The sequence below is a fragment of the Hymenobacter tibetensis genome, assembly GCF_022827545.1.
Classification (GTDB): Bacteria; Bacteroidota; Bacteroidia; order Cytophagales; family Hymenobacteraceae; genus Hymenobacter; species Hymenobacter tibetensis.
In genome coordinates this window covers 409,332-424,059 of the sequence record NZ_CP094669.1, presented here as the reverse complement: position 1 = coordinate 424,059, position 14,728 = coordinate 409,332, and the positions used below count along the sequence as shown (strand labels likewise).

The following is a 14,728-nucleotide window of genomic DNA, read 5'->3' as shown; positions in this document are numbered from 1 at the left end:
ATGCAAGGCGCAATTAGAAGTTGTAGTTCAGGCCGATGCCCGGAATCACGATATTGGTTTTGTAGGTACCGGCAATCCGGTCGGTTGTGCCGTTGTTGAGCAGGTCCTGCGTGGTTTGGGTGCGCTTCTGGATGGAAACGTACTGGGCCGACAGGTCCACCCCGAACTTGCCGAAGGCGTAGGAAGCACCCAGCGTACCGCTGATCCGGTCGTTGTCGGGCGTTTCGGGCGTTACATAGCCGTCTTTCACGGGGCTAGCGTCATAGGAGCCACCGGCCCGAACCGTCAGGCCGCTGGTGAGCTTGTATTGCCCACCTACGCGGAACGTAAGCGCATCTTCGTAGAAGCGCTTCGACTCGCTGCGGTTGGAGCCTGCTACGTTTTGGTCGAACTCGAACACCAGCGTGCGGTACTTGCTCCACTCGGCGTAGTTCACATCGAGGCCGATGGTGAGGTTCTCGTTCGGCATGATGCCAATACCGATGCTGGTAGTGGCTACCAATGGCAACGTAGCGTTGAACTTGGTGGCTTGGAAGTTGGCGGCAAACGCGGGAGCTACGTTGGTGAATGTAACGTCGCCGTCTTTCACCTGCGCATCAATCTTGGAGCGGTGGCTGATACCCACGCTCAACTTGTCGGAAGGCTTGAAGAATACCCCAACGTTGAAGCCGAGCTTGTTCTCAGCCTTGCCGTCTAGCTCAACATGTCCAAACGAATCGGGCAGCGGGATGTCGCGCTGCAAGTTCACGGAGCCATAAGCTAGTATCATCAGCCCCGCACCGATGCTCAGTTGGTCGGTGATGGCGTAGCTGAAGGTAGGCTGCACATAAATGGACTCCAGCGTGATATCGGTAAGGCTGGTACGCCCTTCCCACCCGTCGGCATACTGAAGTTTGCTACCGAAAGGCGTATATACCGCAATACCCGCCCGGAATTTGCCTTCAGCCGGACCGAAGCTCGCGTACAGATTGAAAGGGGTTACGGTGCTGTTGCGGAGTTGGCGCTGCTGGCTTCCGCCTTCGGCAACGAAGGCATTGCGGGCCAGCGTAGCATTTACACCCACCTGCACACCCCGGTCGCGGACCATAGCCAAAGCACCCGGGTTGTAGAACATAGCGGCCTGGTCGAGGGACAAGCCAACGCCGACGCCACCCATACCGTTGTTTTTCTGCCCGGCCAGCGTTACTTGGTAACCGCCCGCCGAGGCCGCTGTGCCCGAAAGCAGCGCCCCCCCGCGAGGAGTAAAGATTTGAAGTTCATACGATTAAAGTAAGTGGGTGAGAAGTTGGGGTTATGGCATTAAATGTAGTTGAAAAAAATCAAGAGTAGTAGGCTTGCCTAACAATTTCAAGGCATACTCAAGAGCAATCATAGGATTTATACAATATTCACTTATCGAGCGGCGGGCCGGTTCTGGTACTAAATGCACTTAACCCGCCAGCACTTGCCGGGTCTGCAAATTTATCTGCTGTCCTGACACCAGCATATGCACGCGCATGTCTTGGCCGCTTACTGGCTCTCCCTTCCCTACCCGGCCGAGGTTGCTGCTCTTCAAGTGGCGAGCATCCATCATCATCATGATGCCGTCGCCAAACACTTCTGCCACGTTGCCGCTCCGGATGATAATGCCGGTTTCTTCTGACAGCCCCAGCCCCAGGCACGTTGGATGGGCCAACAAGGCGTGCATTAGCCGCCCAAACCGTCCGCGCTCCACAAAGTGCTGATCAATAAACAAGTCGGGTAGCAGCCCTAGGCCGGCCATTGTTTGGATGCCCCCTTTGCGCAACGCTCGCCAGCCGTAGCCTTCCACTAGCATACGCTCGGGCAGGGCGGCGGCGCCGGCGCTGGTTCCGGCTATCATAAAGCCCGCTTCGGTTTGGAAGCGGTGCTTGAGCTGCGTCAGAAACTCGGTACCCCGGATGAACTCGCTGATGAGTTGCTGGTCGCCACCGGTGAAAAAAACCAGGCCGGCGCGGCTGAGGCGGCGCAGCGTAGCGGGCGTATCGGCGGGGTGCCGCTGGTTGATGGGCAGGTGCCGGGCCGCGGTGCAGCCCAGGTCGTGGAAGGCCTTTTCGTAGGCGGCGGCCGTACGGGCGGGGTTGCTGGAGGCCGTCGTCAGGATTTCGACGGGCGTATCGAGAGTAGGGAGCAGGTCGCAGAGCAGCGCTAGCAGGGCATCATCGTCGCCGCCACCGAGGGCAACGAGCGTGCCGAGTGGTAAGGCGGCGGGCGTCGGTTGGGGCATGAGAAACGCGAAGGAAACGGTTCAAATGTACGCGCAGCCAGAAATTTTGGCTGGTTAAGAAGCGGCTACGTTTCTATTTTCCGTGTTAAGAATTGGTATTCTGGTCTGCTTGGCTGTTCCGCAACCCCTTTTTGCGCGTATAGGCTAGCTCTTCCCTCCGTCTGGGGTGGGTTTCCCTGGCTTGTTTACGGTGGCAGGTGGCCGCCGCTGGCGCGCTGCAAGCAGAACAGCAGCGGTCAGGGAGATGCCCTGCTATTTTTCACCCGATATGCGGTTGAGCCACAGAATCAGGCTATTTTTGCGCGCCTTTTGGTCACTAATTCCATCTGCCTAGCGAGACACTCCCTTCTTTTTTCATGAATCAGCATCCGACCACCGAACACATTACGTCCCTGATTCAGGAGGGCGAGTTTTTCAAGCTCAAAGAACTTCTTAAAAAATACGAGCCGGCTGAGATAGTAGAGCTGATCGAGGAAGAAGAAGAGCGGGAACAACTCATCATTTTTCGGCTGCTGCCACTCAAGCTGGCCACCCAGGTGTTCGAGTACCTCGACCTGGAAGTGCAAAAACACTTCCTGACCAACCTGACCCAAGAGAAAATCACCAACATCCTCAACGAAATGTCGCCCGACGACCGGACGGCATTGCTGGAGTTCCTGCCCGATGATTTCGTGAAGGAGCTGATTCAAACGCTGTCGGAGCCGGAGCGCAAGGTGACGCTGGAGCTACTAGGCTACCCCGAGTACTCGGTGGGCCGCCTGATGACACCCGACTACATTGCCATTCGGGAGCATTGGACGGTGCAGCAAGTGCTCGACTACATTCGGCGCCACGGGGGACAGTCGGAAACGCTGAGTGTGCTTTACGTGACCGACGAGCGAGGCGTCCTCATTGACGACATTCGCATTCGGGAGTTCTTGCTGGCCGACCCGCAAAAGCAGGTACGCGAGCTAATGGACCACCGCTACGTCAACCTCAAGGCCATGCAGGACCAGGAAGAGGCCATCGACGTGTTCCGGCGCAACGACCGGGTAGCGCTGCCCGTCGTCAACGACGACGGTGTGCTGTTCGGCATCGTGACCATTGACGACATACTAGACATCCGAGAAGAAGAAGACACCGAGGACATTCAGAAGCTGGGAGGCTCCGAGGCCTTGGATGAGCCGTATTTGGCTACCTCTATCTGGGGCATGGTGAAAAAGCGGGCGGGCTGGTTGGTTATCCTGCTCATCGGCGAGATGCTGACTACGTCGGCCATGCACCACTTCGAAGATGACTTGCAGAAAGCGGCCGTGCTGGGGTTGTTTATTCCGCTGATTATTTCGGCCGGGGGTAATGCTGGTTCGCAGGCTACGTCGCTCATTATCCGGGCCATGAGCTTGGGCGAGTTCAAGCTCAGCGACTGGTGGATGGTGATGCGCCGCGAAATCATATCAGGCTTGCTGCTGGGCGCGATATTGGGCGTAGTAGGCTCCCTGCGGATTGTGTTGTGGGCTACGCTCATCGACCCCGGCTATTTCGGTCAGTACTGGCAACTGATTTCCATTACGGTGGGCTTCTCGCTGCTAGGCATTGTGCTGTGGGGCGCGCTGGCAGGCGCAATGCTGCCCATGCTGCTTAAGCGCCTGGGCCTCGACCCAGCTACTGCCTCGGCGCCCTTCGTGGCAACCCTCGTAGACGTAACCGGCTTGATTATCTACTTCTCAGTGGCCACGCTGGTGCTACGCGGCACCTTGTTGTAGCGCCTGCTTGATGCGGCGCAAACGTTGGTTTCTTTCGGGCCTTACCACCTAAAAAGCCGCTGCTCCTGATGGGAACAGCGGCTTTTTCCATGTAGCGGGCCGTGGTGTTAGCTGCCTACTACTGTGGACAGGCGTTGCGTAATGGCGACGTGCTCCTTGATGGTGGCTAGGGCCAACGTGGCAATGTGGCGGCCGTGCTTTTCCATCATGTTGGTTTGGGCGGGGGCCGGGCTGGCGAGGTAGCCTTCGGTGAGGGTGCGCAACAGCTGGTGCGTTTGAAGCTGCGCGGCAATGTAGGCTTTGTCGAAAGCAGCGCCCGTCGCCGCTTTCATTTGGGTCATCATGGCTTGTGCTTTGGCGTCTGGGGGCGGAGGTGTGGTACCCATGTCCTTCAGAATACTCAGCATGCCTTTTGTCTCCTCTAACTCGAAACCGGCAAACTGCTTGGCGTATTGGTTGGACGCCTGAGTGGTAGCCAACTGGCTGCTTAGCATCGAGGTATTGACGGGGCCGGCTATGGCCGCTCGAAACTGGGCTTCGGTGGTAATGGCTCCCGCGCCTTGCAGGAGCAAGCCGCTTTCCTCGTCTTCTTTGAATGTAAACGATTGGAGCAGTGAAGCAAAAGCGGACATTCCGACGCCTAGCGCCACGGTGCTTTTCACTGAATGCGTAAGAAATTCCCGGCGTGGCGTAGCCTGATGTAGCTTGTTCATAAGGTCTGGGTTTCAAGGTGGGTTTCATGAGGCCTGACCTTGCGTTGCAACAGCTACCGAACAGGCCAAACCAGCAATGTAACGTCAACACAGACAGAAGGTTAAAGGACGAGCTTGCTACTGAGCAGGTAAGCTCAACACTCCATTAGCACCGCAAACCAAGCACACAGTTCTGCTACATGCACGCAGTTCCGGCTGCTTTTTTCGGCCCAAGCAGCACCCTGGACGTCAGCTACAGCCGGGCTACGGGGGCTTTGGGCGGCAACTCGGAAAGCAGTAGTAACTACTGGGTTAACTCTTTGCAAGGGCTACGCCGTATGTAGGCAACGTACACCCCAGGAACGAGCGGGCACCTCGTGCGCGCGGCCTTCCCTTTGACGAGCTTATGACTGAAAATCTTCTTACCCGCCAAGAGTGCGACTTTGCCTGGCTTGATATTACCAGCCCCAGCGCCGCCGAGCTGCAAGCCGTGGCCGAGCAGTACGACCTGCCCGACTCGTTGGTGCGCGACTGCCTAGAGCCAAGCCACTTACCTAAGTTTGAAACCAATAATGGCTTGAACTTCATTATCCTGCGCATTTTCAGCACCCCCGAAAACACGCAGGCCGATACCATTCAGGAGTTGAGCACCAAGATTGCCATCTTCTACACCAAAGACTACATGATTACGGTGCATCGGCGTCCGCATCCGGTGCTGAGCAGCCTGAAAAGTATAGCACGCGCACCCGGCCAGGAGTGCGACACGCCCGCGGAAGTGGCCATTCATTTGGTGCGCTACGCCCTCAACAGCTACCTGCAGCCCGCCCTCACGCTTACCCGGGAGCTAGACGATTACGAGTCGGAGATATTTCTGAAACGGGAGGTGCCCAATGCGTTGCAGGGTCTGTACTTTCTGAAGCGCAAAGCCTCGGCCGCCAAGCAGCTCCTGCTACTCACCCGCGACATCCTGACCATGCTCCGGCGGCAAATGGTATCCGACGATGCCATTCTGCTGCAAGACACCCAGGATTTGCAAGTGAAAGTGGAAACGCTCTACCAACAGCTTGATGCGGGTGCCACCAACTTGATGAACCTGTACTTGTCGTTGTCGTCGCAGCGCACCAACGAAACCATGCGGGTACTCACGGTCTTCTCGGCCTTCTTCCTGCCCCTGACTTTTATTGCGGGCGTGTACGGCATGAACTTCGAATACATGCCTGAACTAGGCTGGAAGCTAGGCTACCCAGGCGCTATGGTGGCCATGGTGGTTATATCCGTTGGTATTTACACCTGGTTTAAACGCAAAAATTGGATATAGAACCCCGTACTTTGCTGCGGTTGGCGCAAACGCCACTTCCTCGGGCAGTACTCGAGGTAGCCGCGCACGTCACCGTATCCGATAGAGCGCTTACTTGCGAGGTTGCCTGCTATGTCTTATTTCAATTTTGTGCGCCGCAAGCGTGGGCTGTGTTTTCCAGGGCTTGCAGTGCTGGCAACTAGCAGCTTGCTTGCGGGGTGTGCCGCCGTTGGCCGGTTGCCTACCCTAGAGCCCGGCGACTACCAGTTCTTTCGTACCAACGACCCTGCCCTAGCAGCGGCGGTGGGCCAGGACCGCGCTTTCTACGTCGAGCAGGCGCACGATTCGTTGCTGTTCTTGTCGCAGCCAGCTAGCGGTACGGCGCGCCACTTCAGCTACCCGGTTCGCCGCGGGCACCACGTACTGCTGCTAGATCGGAAGTTCGACCTGGATGTCTTCACGATTCCCTTTAAAGCCCGGCCCCCACAAGGCCCAGTGCCAGTGCAGCTCAATACCAACTTCAATGCGGCGCTGTACTTTGGCCGGCGGCTGGATTTCTACCACGTCAATAGCAAGCAACTCCTGAACGGGCACCAAACCCCGCAAATCAGAACGGTGGGCTTGGGCTACGGCTTGTTTACGGGCCTGGGTTCTACCATCATCAACCCCGACGTAACCAACCAGCAAACCCGCATAGCCGAGTACGAAGGCTTTGTGGTGCACGCAGGCGCCGCTGCCATCTACGATGCCCGCATCTTCAACCTCGGCCTAGCCATTGGGGCCGACCAGCTGCTGGGGCCCGATGGCCGCAGCTGGCTGTACCAGCGCAAACCCTGGTTCGGCGTGCTGTTCGGCCTGGATTTGAATTGAGTGGTCTGTGTACCGCTACCCGGAATGGTTACGTCTAGTAGTCTAGCTTACCGCGGTTGGCTTTCTTCTCGCCGTGCTTTTTCTTGGACTCCAGACGCTCCCGCACGGCTCCTTTGCTGGGCTTGGTGGCTTTGCGGGGCTTGGGCTTGTGCAAGGCCTTTTGCAGCATCTCGTAAAACTTGCGCAAGGCAATTTCCCGGTTGCGGAGCTGGCTTCGGTCCTCTTGCGCTACCACCAGCAAGTCGCCCTCGGTGGTGAGCTTGGAAGCTAGCCTTTGCAGCAGGGTTTGCTTCTGCTCGTCGGTGAGCAACTCGGAATCGGGGAGGCGAAAGCGCAACTCTACGCGCGACTCCACTTTATTTACGTTTTGGCCGCCGGGGCCGCTGCTACGGCTGGTTTGGAACTGTAGTTCAGGCAGAAAGTCGGTAACGGGAGGTAGCATTCAACAATACGGGAAGGTGCAAAACACAAGGGCACAACGGCCGGAAGATAGAGCGAACAAAATAAACCATCGTGCAGCTAAACTACAGGTTGAATTACTGCTCACAGATAGCACCACAGCAAAGACCCCACCCGGAACAAACAACGTGTGCTGTTCCCGATGGGGTCTGATGCGTAAGCGAACTTCAGCTGCTTAGAGCTTGGCGTCCAGCTTCTGCAACTCTTTGTACGTGTTCTGCGACTGCGCATACTGACGCTCCACTTCCGAACGAATTGCCCCGGTCAAGGTGTGGTCGTTGATGGCGTCTTCATAGGCTTTCAGGGCCCACTCTTCGCCATAGATGTTAGAGCCCAAGATGGCCTTTTCGTCGGCGCCGGTAATGGCCGCCTTGGTGTCCATCCAGGCACGATACAGGCGGCCTTTCACGGTTCTGCCTTTCTCTACGCCGCCTTCTTGTTGGCGCAGGAATTGGTTGAGGCGGTTGGAGAACTGCTGGCTCTGGCTTACGAGCTGCTTGTAGTAGCCGCGGAGTTTGGTGTCCTGGCTTTCATCTACGGCACGCTGGTAGCCCTCAATCCGGTCGTTGACGAACAGCAATAACTCGTGTAGGGTGGCAGCTTGGCCGGTTGACTTAGGCTTGCGGCTCCGTACGGCTAAGTAGCCAAGGCCGGCGGCCAACAAGGTTCCGCCAACCACTTTCTGCGTGGTGCTGAGTTTGTTGATGCTCGACAGGGCGTTGGTACTAGCGCCTTTCACCGTCTTGGGCAGTTGCTTTACCGAATCCGGTAATTGCGAGAGTAGATCAGGCACGCTGCCTTGGTTTAGCAAGTCCTTGGCTTGGTTGAGCAGGTTGCCGGCACCGCCGTTTTCGGAGGTTGAAGCTTGGCTGTCGGTGGTAGGTGCTTCGGGCTGGCCGTTATCAGGCGAGGTCGGTTGCTGAGGTTGTTTCATGAGCGTAAGAAGATAGGGTGATGTAAAATCTTCTACCCCTTACGCTATTCGGTCTCAGCATGTTAGGCCGAGCTTACATTATTGTTTGCTACGCTCCTGCTTACATTTTCCATAACAGCCACCCCAGCAACCCGCTACGCACGGTCCAGGCCAGGGTCCGAATCCAGTTAGTGCGCACCAACCCATCAATCGCCACATAGTCGTAGCCCTGAGCAAGCCGGTTGTGAAAGGGCACAGAAATGAAAAACGTAGCAGCCCACACGACCAGCACCAGCGCCAAGGCCCACCACACTGCCGCTCCCACCGCTCGGCCCTGCCAGGCCAGCCAGGTGGCCAGCGCCAGCTCGGCCAGCATCGGCCCCATCACCACCCAACTGATGCGCGTGGAGTGCTGCTGATGAAAAGCCAAGAACTTATCGGCGGCCACTTGGGCAAAGCTGGGGTAATGCACGAGCTGCACCGTCCAGATTACTCCGGTGAGGTAAATGGCCAACGTGAAATTGAGCAACAGCACTAGCTTAAGCGACATAGCAAAGGTGAAAAGCAGACAGAACAAAAGCTTGTTGCCCGAACAACACCCACATCATTGTTCTGGTTGTTGAGGTCGTTTGCTGTCCAGGCTAAATAGCCTCTTTTCGTGTGTTTGTCGGCCTGCTAAAGATGGCCTATACGCGTTACAGGTGCATTTATCCTTATATTTTATAGCCATATAAAACAAAATTTACGCTAACGAGGAGTTTAAATATAAAAAAGTCATAGAATATTAATAATATTGAAAACCAGATTTATATAGTCCTGGTTACTCATCCAACTCGCAAGCTTACGCCCTCATTTCTTGCTGTAATCAGCAATTGATATGCCCGCCGCCATGAGCATACGGCAGGCTATGGTTTATAAGTCTTATACAACTACAAATCACTAAAAAGCTGAAGCCAAGTCAGCCCAACTAGCCTCTCTTATACGTCCTCACTCACTGTGAGAGGCATACCTCCTGCTGATCGTCGTACCGTCAGCGCCTTATAGCGCCTGCCTCTTCTTGCATTACCTCGCTCTCGTTCCTCACTTCTACACACTTACTAACACTTTATGTCAGCCGCTACACAATTTAAAATCCGACAACGCAGAGAAGAATTTACTGTATTCGAATTATTACGGGAAAATCAGAAGCAAATTCTAACAACGGTTGTTGCCATAGGAATATTCTTGCGAATATATCATTTCGTTGACAACAGATCTTTTTGGATAGACGAGCTATACTTGAACGTAAATCTTGTGAAGATGGGGTTCATGGAGTTGATTACTCAACCCATGGATTACGAACAAAAAGCTCCTCTTGGTTATTTGTGGGCCTCGAAACTTGCAGTAGTGCTTTTTGGCAAGCAAGAAATGGCCCTGCGTTTATTTTCGTTACTCGGCGGCATTATCTCGTTATTTGCTTTCATACCGGTTGCACGCTATTTTTTGAAACCTTGGACTGTAATACTAGCAGTGGCAATTCTAGCGTTAGGGGAGCCTTTCGTCTACCATTCCACTGAAGCCAAGCAATACGGGACCGAGCTCTTAGCTTCTATCTTGGCTTTCTACTTATTTACAAAATATCACAGGTCGTTTAAAGTATCCTCGTTATTACTATGGGGAATTAGTGGCGCCATTCTATTATGGTTTTCTTACTCATCGATATTTGTTCTTGCAGGAATAGCCATTGTAGTGAGTTGCAACAGCCTACTTCAAAAAGAATGGAAGCAGTTCTTCCTTCGCCTGATTCCCTTTGTCTCGTGGCTGCTCAGCTTTGCTCTTGTCTACTACTTTTTCTTGAGCAGATATCAAGATTCAGGCTGGCTTAAAAACTTCTTTGAGGTTGTATATGGTGCGTACATGCCACTACCTCCATCCTCGTTGAAGGATATGATTTGGCTTGCGTATTCCCACTACATGATCTTGGAAAGAGACCTGGGCATACTAACCAAGTTCGGCGATATCAAGGATTACTCTGCTATGCAAACGTTATTTCGGATGCCATTTCTTCCACTTTCACTGGAAATGGTAGGCATAATTTATTTGTTTATAAGAAATAGATATCACCTGTTTTTGCTTGCTCTTCCTATAGGCTTAGCGTTGCTTGCTTCCAGCTTCAGACTCTACCCATTTTACGAGAGGTTTATATTATTTTTATCCCCTCTTTTTATTATTCTAATCGCCTATGGCGCTGAAAAAGCAGCTGAATTTTTTAGCAAGCGCACAGGAAATATTGTAGCATCAGTGCTTTTCTTGCTCCTATTATTTCCTCCAACCTGGAATGCCGTTAGGTTCACCGTATTTCTAACTACGCTATATAAAAAAGAATATAATAGAGAAGCTATCCTGTATGTGAACGATAGGTATCAGCCAGGTGATGCTGTATATGTCTATTGGAATATGAACCACGCGTACAAATATTATAAAGAAGCCTATCCCCTTGCTTATATAGCAAGAGGCGGTGAAGATTTACGGTCCTTGTCAGCCAACAAGCAAGACTACTATACTAAAGTACAGCAGCAAATAGGTGATTTAAGCGGCAAGAAAAGGCTTTGGGTTATCCAAAATCCCAAATTAAAAAATAACATCGGGGAGTATCCTGGCCGCAACCCAAGGTGGTATCACAAAAGCACGTTCTCCCATAGCGCAGCCTTAACCAACAAGGTTATGGAGCTTGGTGGTACACCCGTGGATAGTTTCCAACGAGAAAGTATCGACGTTAAATTATTCGAACTAAAGAACTAGCTAACGATAGGCCCTATCCTGTCAAAGGAACGCTGTAAAATCCTCTGGCTTTTTGGGCTCCTCTATACCTGGGAGCTGCGCGAACAACCTGCTTACTGGTCTTGAAAAGCCGCTTTCCAGCTGGAAGGCGGCTTTCTTTATTTCAAGTGCTTGCACCGCTTTTCTCTGACAGGAAAGTACAGGACGCCTTGCCCCAAGCAAAACGCTAGACTTGACTTACAACCAGCCCTCCGTTCTTCGCTATGTCTATCCCACCCGGTTCAGTGCTTGTATGCTCGCTTCTCCGCACCGGCACGTTTGCGGTTGGCAAATAAGGAAGCAGACAACTGCGCAGGCAACAAGGCAGCACGCAGCGGCATACTCACATCAGTTTCCACCACCTCATTGACTTTGTGCTGCGGCAGCACGCTAGCTACTTCTACGGTGTTCGTACGCCTGGCAATGGTACCACAAAGCAGCCGAAGCACTTCTATACAAATCCTGTGAAGACTTCTATCCTTCTGCTGGCCGTTAGCCTGGTTGCAGCCCTGCCCCCCAGTTGGGCGCAGCCGCTACCAGCCACTCAGCCCACTGCGGCGGCTCGTCCGGCGCCCTTGCCAGCCACGCTGCTGCTACCGGCCTCCGACTTTTTGCAGGAGATTCCGAAAGGCAACACCATTGCCGACGCGGACGCGCTGAAAGTGCCGTGGGTGTTCAACAATACGGCGCTGGTGCTGAAGTCGGAAACCAACCTGATGACTACCGTACAGGTGACAGAGGCGGGCACCTACCACCTCTTTGTTCGGAGCCACGGCGAGAAAGGAACCAGCTTCAAGGTGGCCCTCAACGATAAGGTGACGGCTGCTAGCTTCGGGCAGGCGCCCCTGAGCTGGCAGGCGGGTGGCACGTTTGACTTGCAGCCGGGCAGCCTCAACGTCAAGATAACCCGCATCGACAGCGGCCCCGCTTTCGACTTGCTGGTGCTCAGCAAAAACCCGAACCTGCGCGAAGAAGACATGCGCCCGTACCAACTGCCGGAGGATGTGCAGCTGCTGAAGGAGTACAGCATTCCGGTTTCCAATGCCGTGAAGTTCGGTGACGTAACCGGCGACGGCAAAACCGACTTCTTGGTGCTGGAGCCCAACTTTTCCGCCCACGTCTTCGACCATAATGGCCGGGAGCTGTGGAGCTACCAAGCTCCCACCGAGTACACCAAAGAACGCTCCGAGTTTGAAGCACCGGGCGTGGTGTGGGACTTTGATGGGGACGGCAAAGCCGAAGTGGTGCACTGGCGCCAGGTGGAAGGCAAGGAATACTTGGTGGTAGCCGATGGCCGCACCGGCAAGGTGCGCCGCCAAACGCCATGGCCGACGCAGCCCCTCCCCCACGTGTACAACAACTTTCGGCTGGCCGTGGCCAAGCTGCACCCCGACGGCCCCAACGACTTGGTGGTGTTCACCGACATGGGCGGCACCATCACCATCAGTGCCTACAGCCCTGCGCTTAAGCCGCTCTGGAAACACACCGAAACCCGCAAGAAAGACAACCTGGGCCACTACATCTACCCCGTCGACCTGAACCAAGATGGCCTCGATGAAGTGCTGGTAGGCTCGCTGCTACTCGACAACAAAGGCCAGCAGCTATGGAACCGGTTCGACCTGCTACCCGACAACCACGACCATGCCGACAGCTACAAATTCGGCGACGTAAACGGCGACGGCAAGCTCGACATCGTGACGGCCAACAGCGAAACGGGGGTGTTTGTGTACGAGGCGCTGACGGGCAAGATCATCTGGCAGAACACGGCCGAGCACAGCCAGCAGGTACAAGTAGGGCAGTTTTTGCGCGGCGTGCCCGGCCCGCAGGTGGTAGTAGGGGGCCGTACCTACGGCAACCGCACTATTGGTGAGCCCTACCTGTCCAGCCAGCTGTACTGGTTCAGCAACCACGGCACTCTGCTCAAGAAGTGGCCCGGCAACCCTCTCAACGGTAACCCGGATTTCGTGCGCGGCAACTGGCGCGGCGACGGATCCACCCACTTGTTCTGGCACAAATTCCGCCTCAACGATGCCGGCACCGGCGAGCTATACTTCCCCGACCCCGTGTTTCACATGTTTGACTTTATGGGGCAGGGCGCCGAAGAGGTGATAACGCTGGCCCGTGGCCGGTTGCGAGTGTACGGTAGCAGCCAGGCCCGCTACAGCAACCAAGACACCAAGAAAAACCGAGACTATTTGAAAAGCACCGTCGTCAACCACACGCACTATTAGAGTAGCCTGGCTAGCCATGCCCTGCGTAGCGCCCAAGGCTATGCAACTCGTTGTCACATCATTATGTGATGCCCGTAGCAAGTAACTAGCTAGTGCTTGTTGCTACCTTCAGGTAAAGTAAACACCTGAAACGCATGAATGCGAAGCTTATCGTTTTTGCGCTTTGCTGGCTGGTGGCTACGCAAAGCAGCGCCCAACTAGAACCCGGCGCGGGCGAGTGGAAAACGTGGATAATTCCGTCGGGAGCGGCGTACCGGCTGCCGCCGCCGCCATCGGCGAAAGCCACGCGGGCGGAAGTTGAAACCTTGGTGCGCTTAACCCAGCAGCGCGACTCTGCCGCCGTTCAGCTGATTCGGTACTGGAATGCGGGGGCACCGGGCTACCGGTGGCAAGCTATAGTTGATGCGCTGAGCACGGACCCAACCCACTGGTGGCGCAACAAGATGCTACTCAATGTGGCTATTTATGATGCCACGGTGGCGGCCTGGAACACCAAATACGCGTACCAACGGCCCCGGCCTGCTACCAAATACAAGCAAGTGGCGGCGTATGTGGCTAGTCCCGATTCGCCTTCTTATCCGTCGGAACATGCGGTGGCGGCCGGGGCTGCCGGGGCTATACTAGCGTATTTGTTCCCTACTAAAGCCGACTCAATCCAGCAGTTGGCGGTGGCGGCGGGCCAGTCGCGGCTGCTGGCTGGCGTGGCGTACCCAAGCGACGTAGAGGCCGGCATGGCCCTGGGCCAGCACGTAGCCGCCGCCGTTATTGCTCAAGCCAAAACGGATAGCTGCGACGCCGTTTGGAAAGGCAGCGTGCCCACGCAAGCCGGTCTCTGGCACGACGATAGGCCACCCTTGGCGCCTATGCGGGGCCATTGGCGCCCCATGGTACTGACCTCGGCTAAGCAGTTTCGGCCCGGCCCTCCGCCAGACCCCACCGCCGACATGCAGGAACTCAAAAACTTCAAACGCACCCCCGCTTCCATGTACCGCGCATTCCGGTGGGGCGACAGCGACTTATGGAGCAGCCTAGTCGACCGTAAGCTCTTCGAAACCGACCTTCACTTGAATGCTCCTCGCGCCGCCCGTGTGTACGCGCTGCTCAGCGTGGCAGCAAACGATGCTAGCATTGCCTGCTGGGACACCAAGTACACCTATTGGTACATTCGGCCCAACCAGTACGACCCTACTTACGTGCCCGTGCTGCCGGGCACCCCACCCCATCCGGGCTACCCATCTGGGCACGCCACCACCTCTAATGCGCGGGCGAAGGTGCTGTGCTATTTGTTTCCGGAGGACGCGAAATTCTTCCAGCAGCAAGCCGTAGAAGCCGCTGAATCACGCTTTGAAGCCGGCGTTCATTTCCGCATCGACAATACGGTGGGGCTGGAAATGGGCGAGAAAGTGGGCGCTGAAGTGGTGAGATGGGCGCGCCAGGATGGTGCTGATGCACCTACCAAGCTGGCCAAGCGCTAAGAGCG

12 protein-coding genes are annotated in these 14,728 nt (G+C 55.3%); 6 read left to right on the top strand and 6 right to left on the bottom strand.

Annotation, left to right across the window (positions count from 1 at the left end; all coding sequences use genetic code 11):
• Positions 1-13: 13 nt before the first annotated feature.
• A complete protein-coding gene (locus MTX78_RS01680) occupies positions 14-1,156 on the bottom strand; it encodes an OmpP1/FadL family transporter (RefSeq protein ID WP_243799332.1) in 1,143 nt (380 codons plus the stop codon).
• Positions 1,157-1,429: 273 nt separating this feature from the next.
• The gene (locus MTX78_RS01675; RefSeq protein WP_243799330.1) at positions 1,430-2,245 is read right to left on the bottom strand and encodes a cyanophycinase; all 816 of its coding nucleotides are present in this window, start codon (positions 2,243-2,245) and stop codon (positions 1,430-1,432) included.
• Positions 2,246-2,601: 356 nt separating this feature from the next.
• On the opposite strand from MTX78_RS01675, the gene mgtE reads away from it, so the two are divergent.
• A complete protein-coding gene (gene mgtE / locus MTX78_RS01670; protein WP_243799328.1) occupies positions 2,602-3,987 on the top strand; it encodes a magnesium transporter in 1,386 nt (461 codons plus the stop codon).
• Positions 3,988-4,094: 107 nt separating this feature from the next.
• Here mgtE and MTX78_RS01665 read toward each other — a convergent pair whose 3' ends face one another.
• Positions 4,095-4,700, bottom strand: coding sequence for a DUF4142 domain-containing protein (locus MTX78_RS01665; RefSeq protein ID WP_243799327.1), 606 nt, complete (start codon positions 4,698-4,700; stop codon positions 4,095-4,097).
• Between the two features lie 385 nt (positions 4,701-5,085).
• Between MTX78_RS01665 and MTX78_RS01660 the strand changes: the two genes are divergently transcribed.
• Positions 5,086-5,997, top strand: a complete 912-nt coding sequence (locus MTX78_RS01660; RefSeq protein ID WP_243799325.1) for a magnesium transporter CorA family protein — start codon at positions 5,086-5,088, stop codon at positions 5,995-5,997.
• A gap of 111 nt (positions 5,998-6,108) precedes the next feature.
• Positions 6,109-6,846 carry a hypothetical protein gene (locus MTX78_RS01655; RefSeq protein ID WP_243799324.1) on the top strand — a complete coding sequence of 246 codons (738 nt, stop codon included), beginning with the start codon at positions 6,109-6,111 and terminating at the stop codon, positions 6,844-6,846.
• A gap of 34 nt (positions 6,847-6,880) precedes the next feature.
• On the opposite strand, the gene arfB is transcribed toward MTX78_RS01655, so the two are convergent.
• The 3 genes from arfB to MTX78_RS01640 all read right to left on the bottom strand — a co-directional run bounded on the left by arfB (position 6,881) and on the right by MTX78_RS01640 (position 8,768).
• On the bottom strand, positions 6,881-7,288 hold the full coding sequence (arfB, locus tag MTX78_RS01650; RefSeq protein ID WP_243799322.1) for an alternative ribosome rescue aminoacyl-tRNA hydrolase ArfB: 408 nt from the start codon (positions 7,286-7,288) through the stop codon (positions 6,881-6,883).
• A 192-nt stretch (positions 7,289-7,480) separates the two neighbouring features.
• The gene (locus tag MTX78_RS01645; protein WP_243799320.1) at positions 7,481-8,239 is read right to left on the bottom strand and encodes a PA2169 family four-helix-bundle protein; all 759 of its coding nucleotides are present in this window, start codon (positions 8,237-8,239) and stop codon (positions 7,481-7,483) included.
• A 100-nt stretch (positions 8,240-8,339) separates the two neighbouring features.
• Positions 8,340-8,768 (bottom strand): hypothetical protein, encoded by a 429-nt coding sequence (locus tag MTX78_RS01640; protein WP_243799319.1) that lies wholly within the window; start codon positions 8,766-8,768, stop codon positions 8,340-8,342.
• A gap of 779 nt (positions 8,769-9,547) precedes the next feature.
• On the opposite strand from MTX78_RS01640, the gene MTX78_RS01635 reads away from it, so the two are divergent.
• The 3 genes from MTX78_RS01635 to MTX78_RS01625 all read left to right on the top strand — a co-directional run bounded on the left by MTX78_RS01635 (position 9,548) and on the right by MTX78_RS01625 (position 14,723).
• Positions 9,548-10,999 (top strand): ArnT family glycosyltransferase, encoded by a 1,452-nt coding sequence (locus MTX78_RS01635; RefSeq protein ID WP_243799317.1) that lies wholly within the window; start codon positions 9,548-9,550, stop codon positions 10,997-10,999.
• A 482-nt stretch (positions 11,000-11,481) separates the two neighbouring features.
• Positions 11,482-13,248: a hypothetical protein gene (locus MTX78_RS01630; protein ID WP_243799316.1), complete on the top strand. Its 1,767-nt coding sequence runs from the start codon at positions 11,482-11,484 to the stop codon at positions 13,246-13,248.
• 134 nt (positions 13,249-13,382) lie between these two features.
• Entirely contained in the window at positions 13,383-14,723 is a 1,341-nt protein-coding gene (locus tag MTX78_RS01625) for a phosphatase PAP2 family protein (RefSeq protein ID WP_243799314.1), read from the top strand.
• Positions 14,724-14,728: the final 5 nt, after the last annotated feature.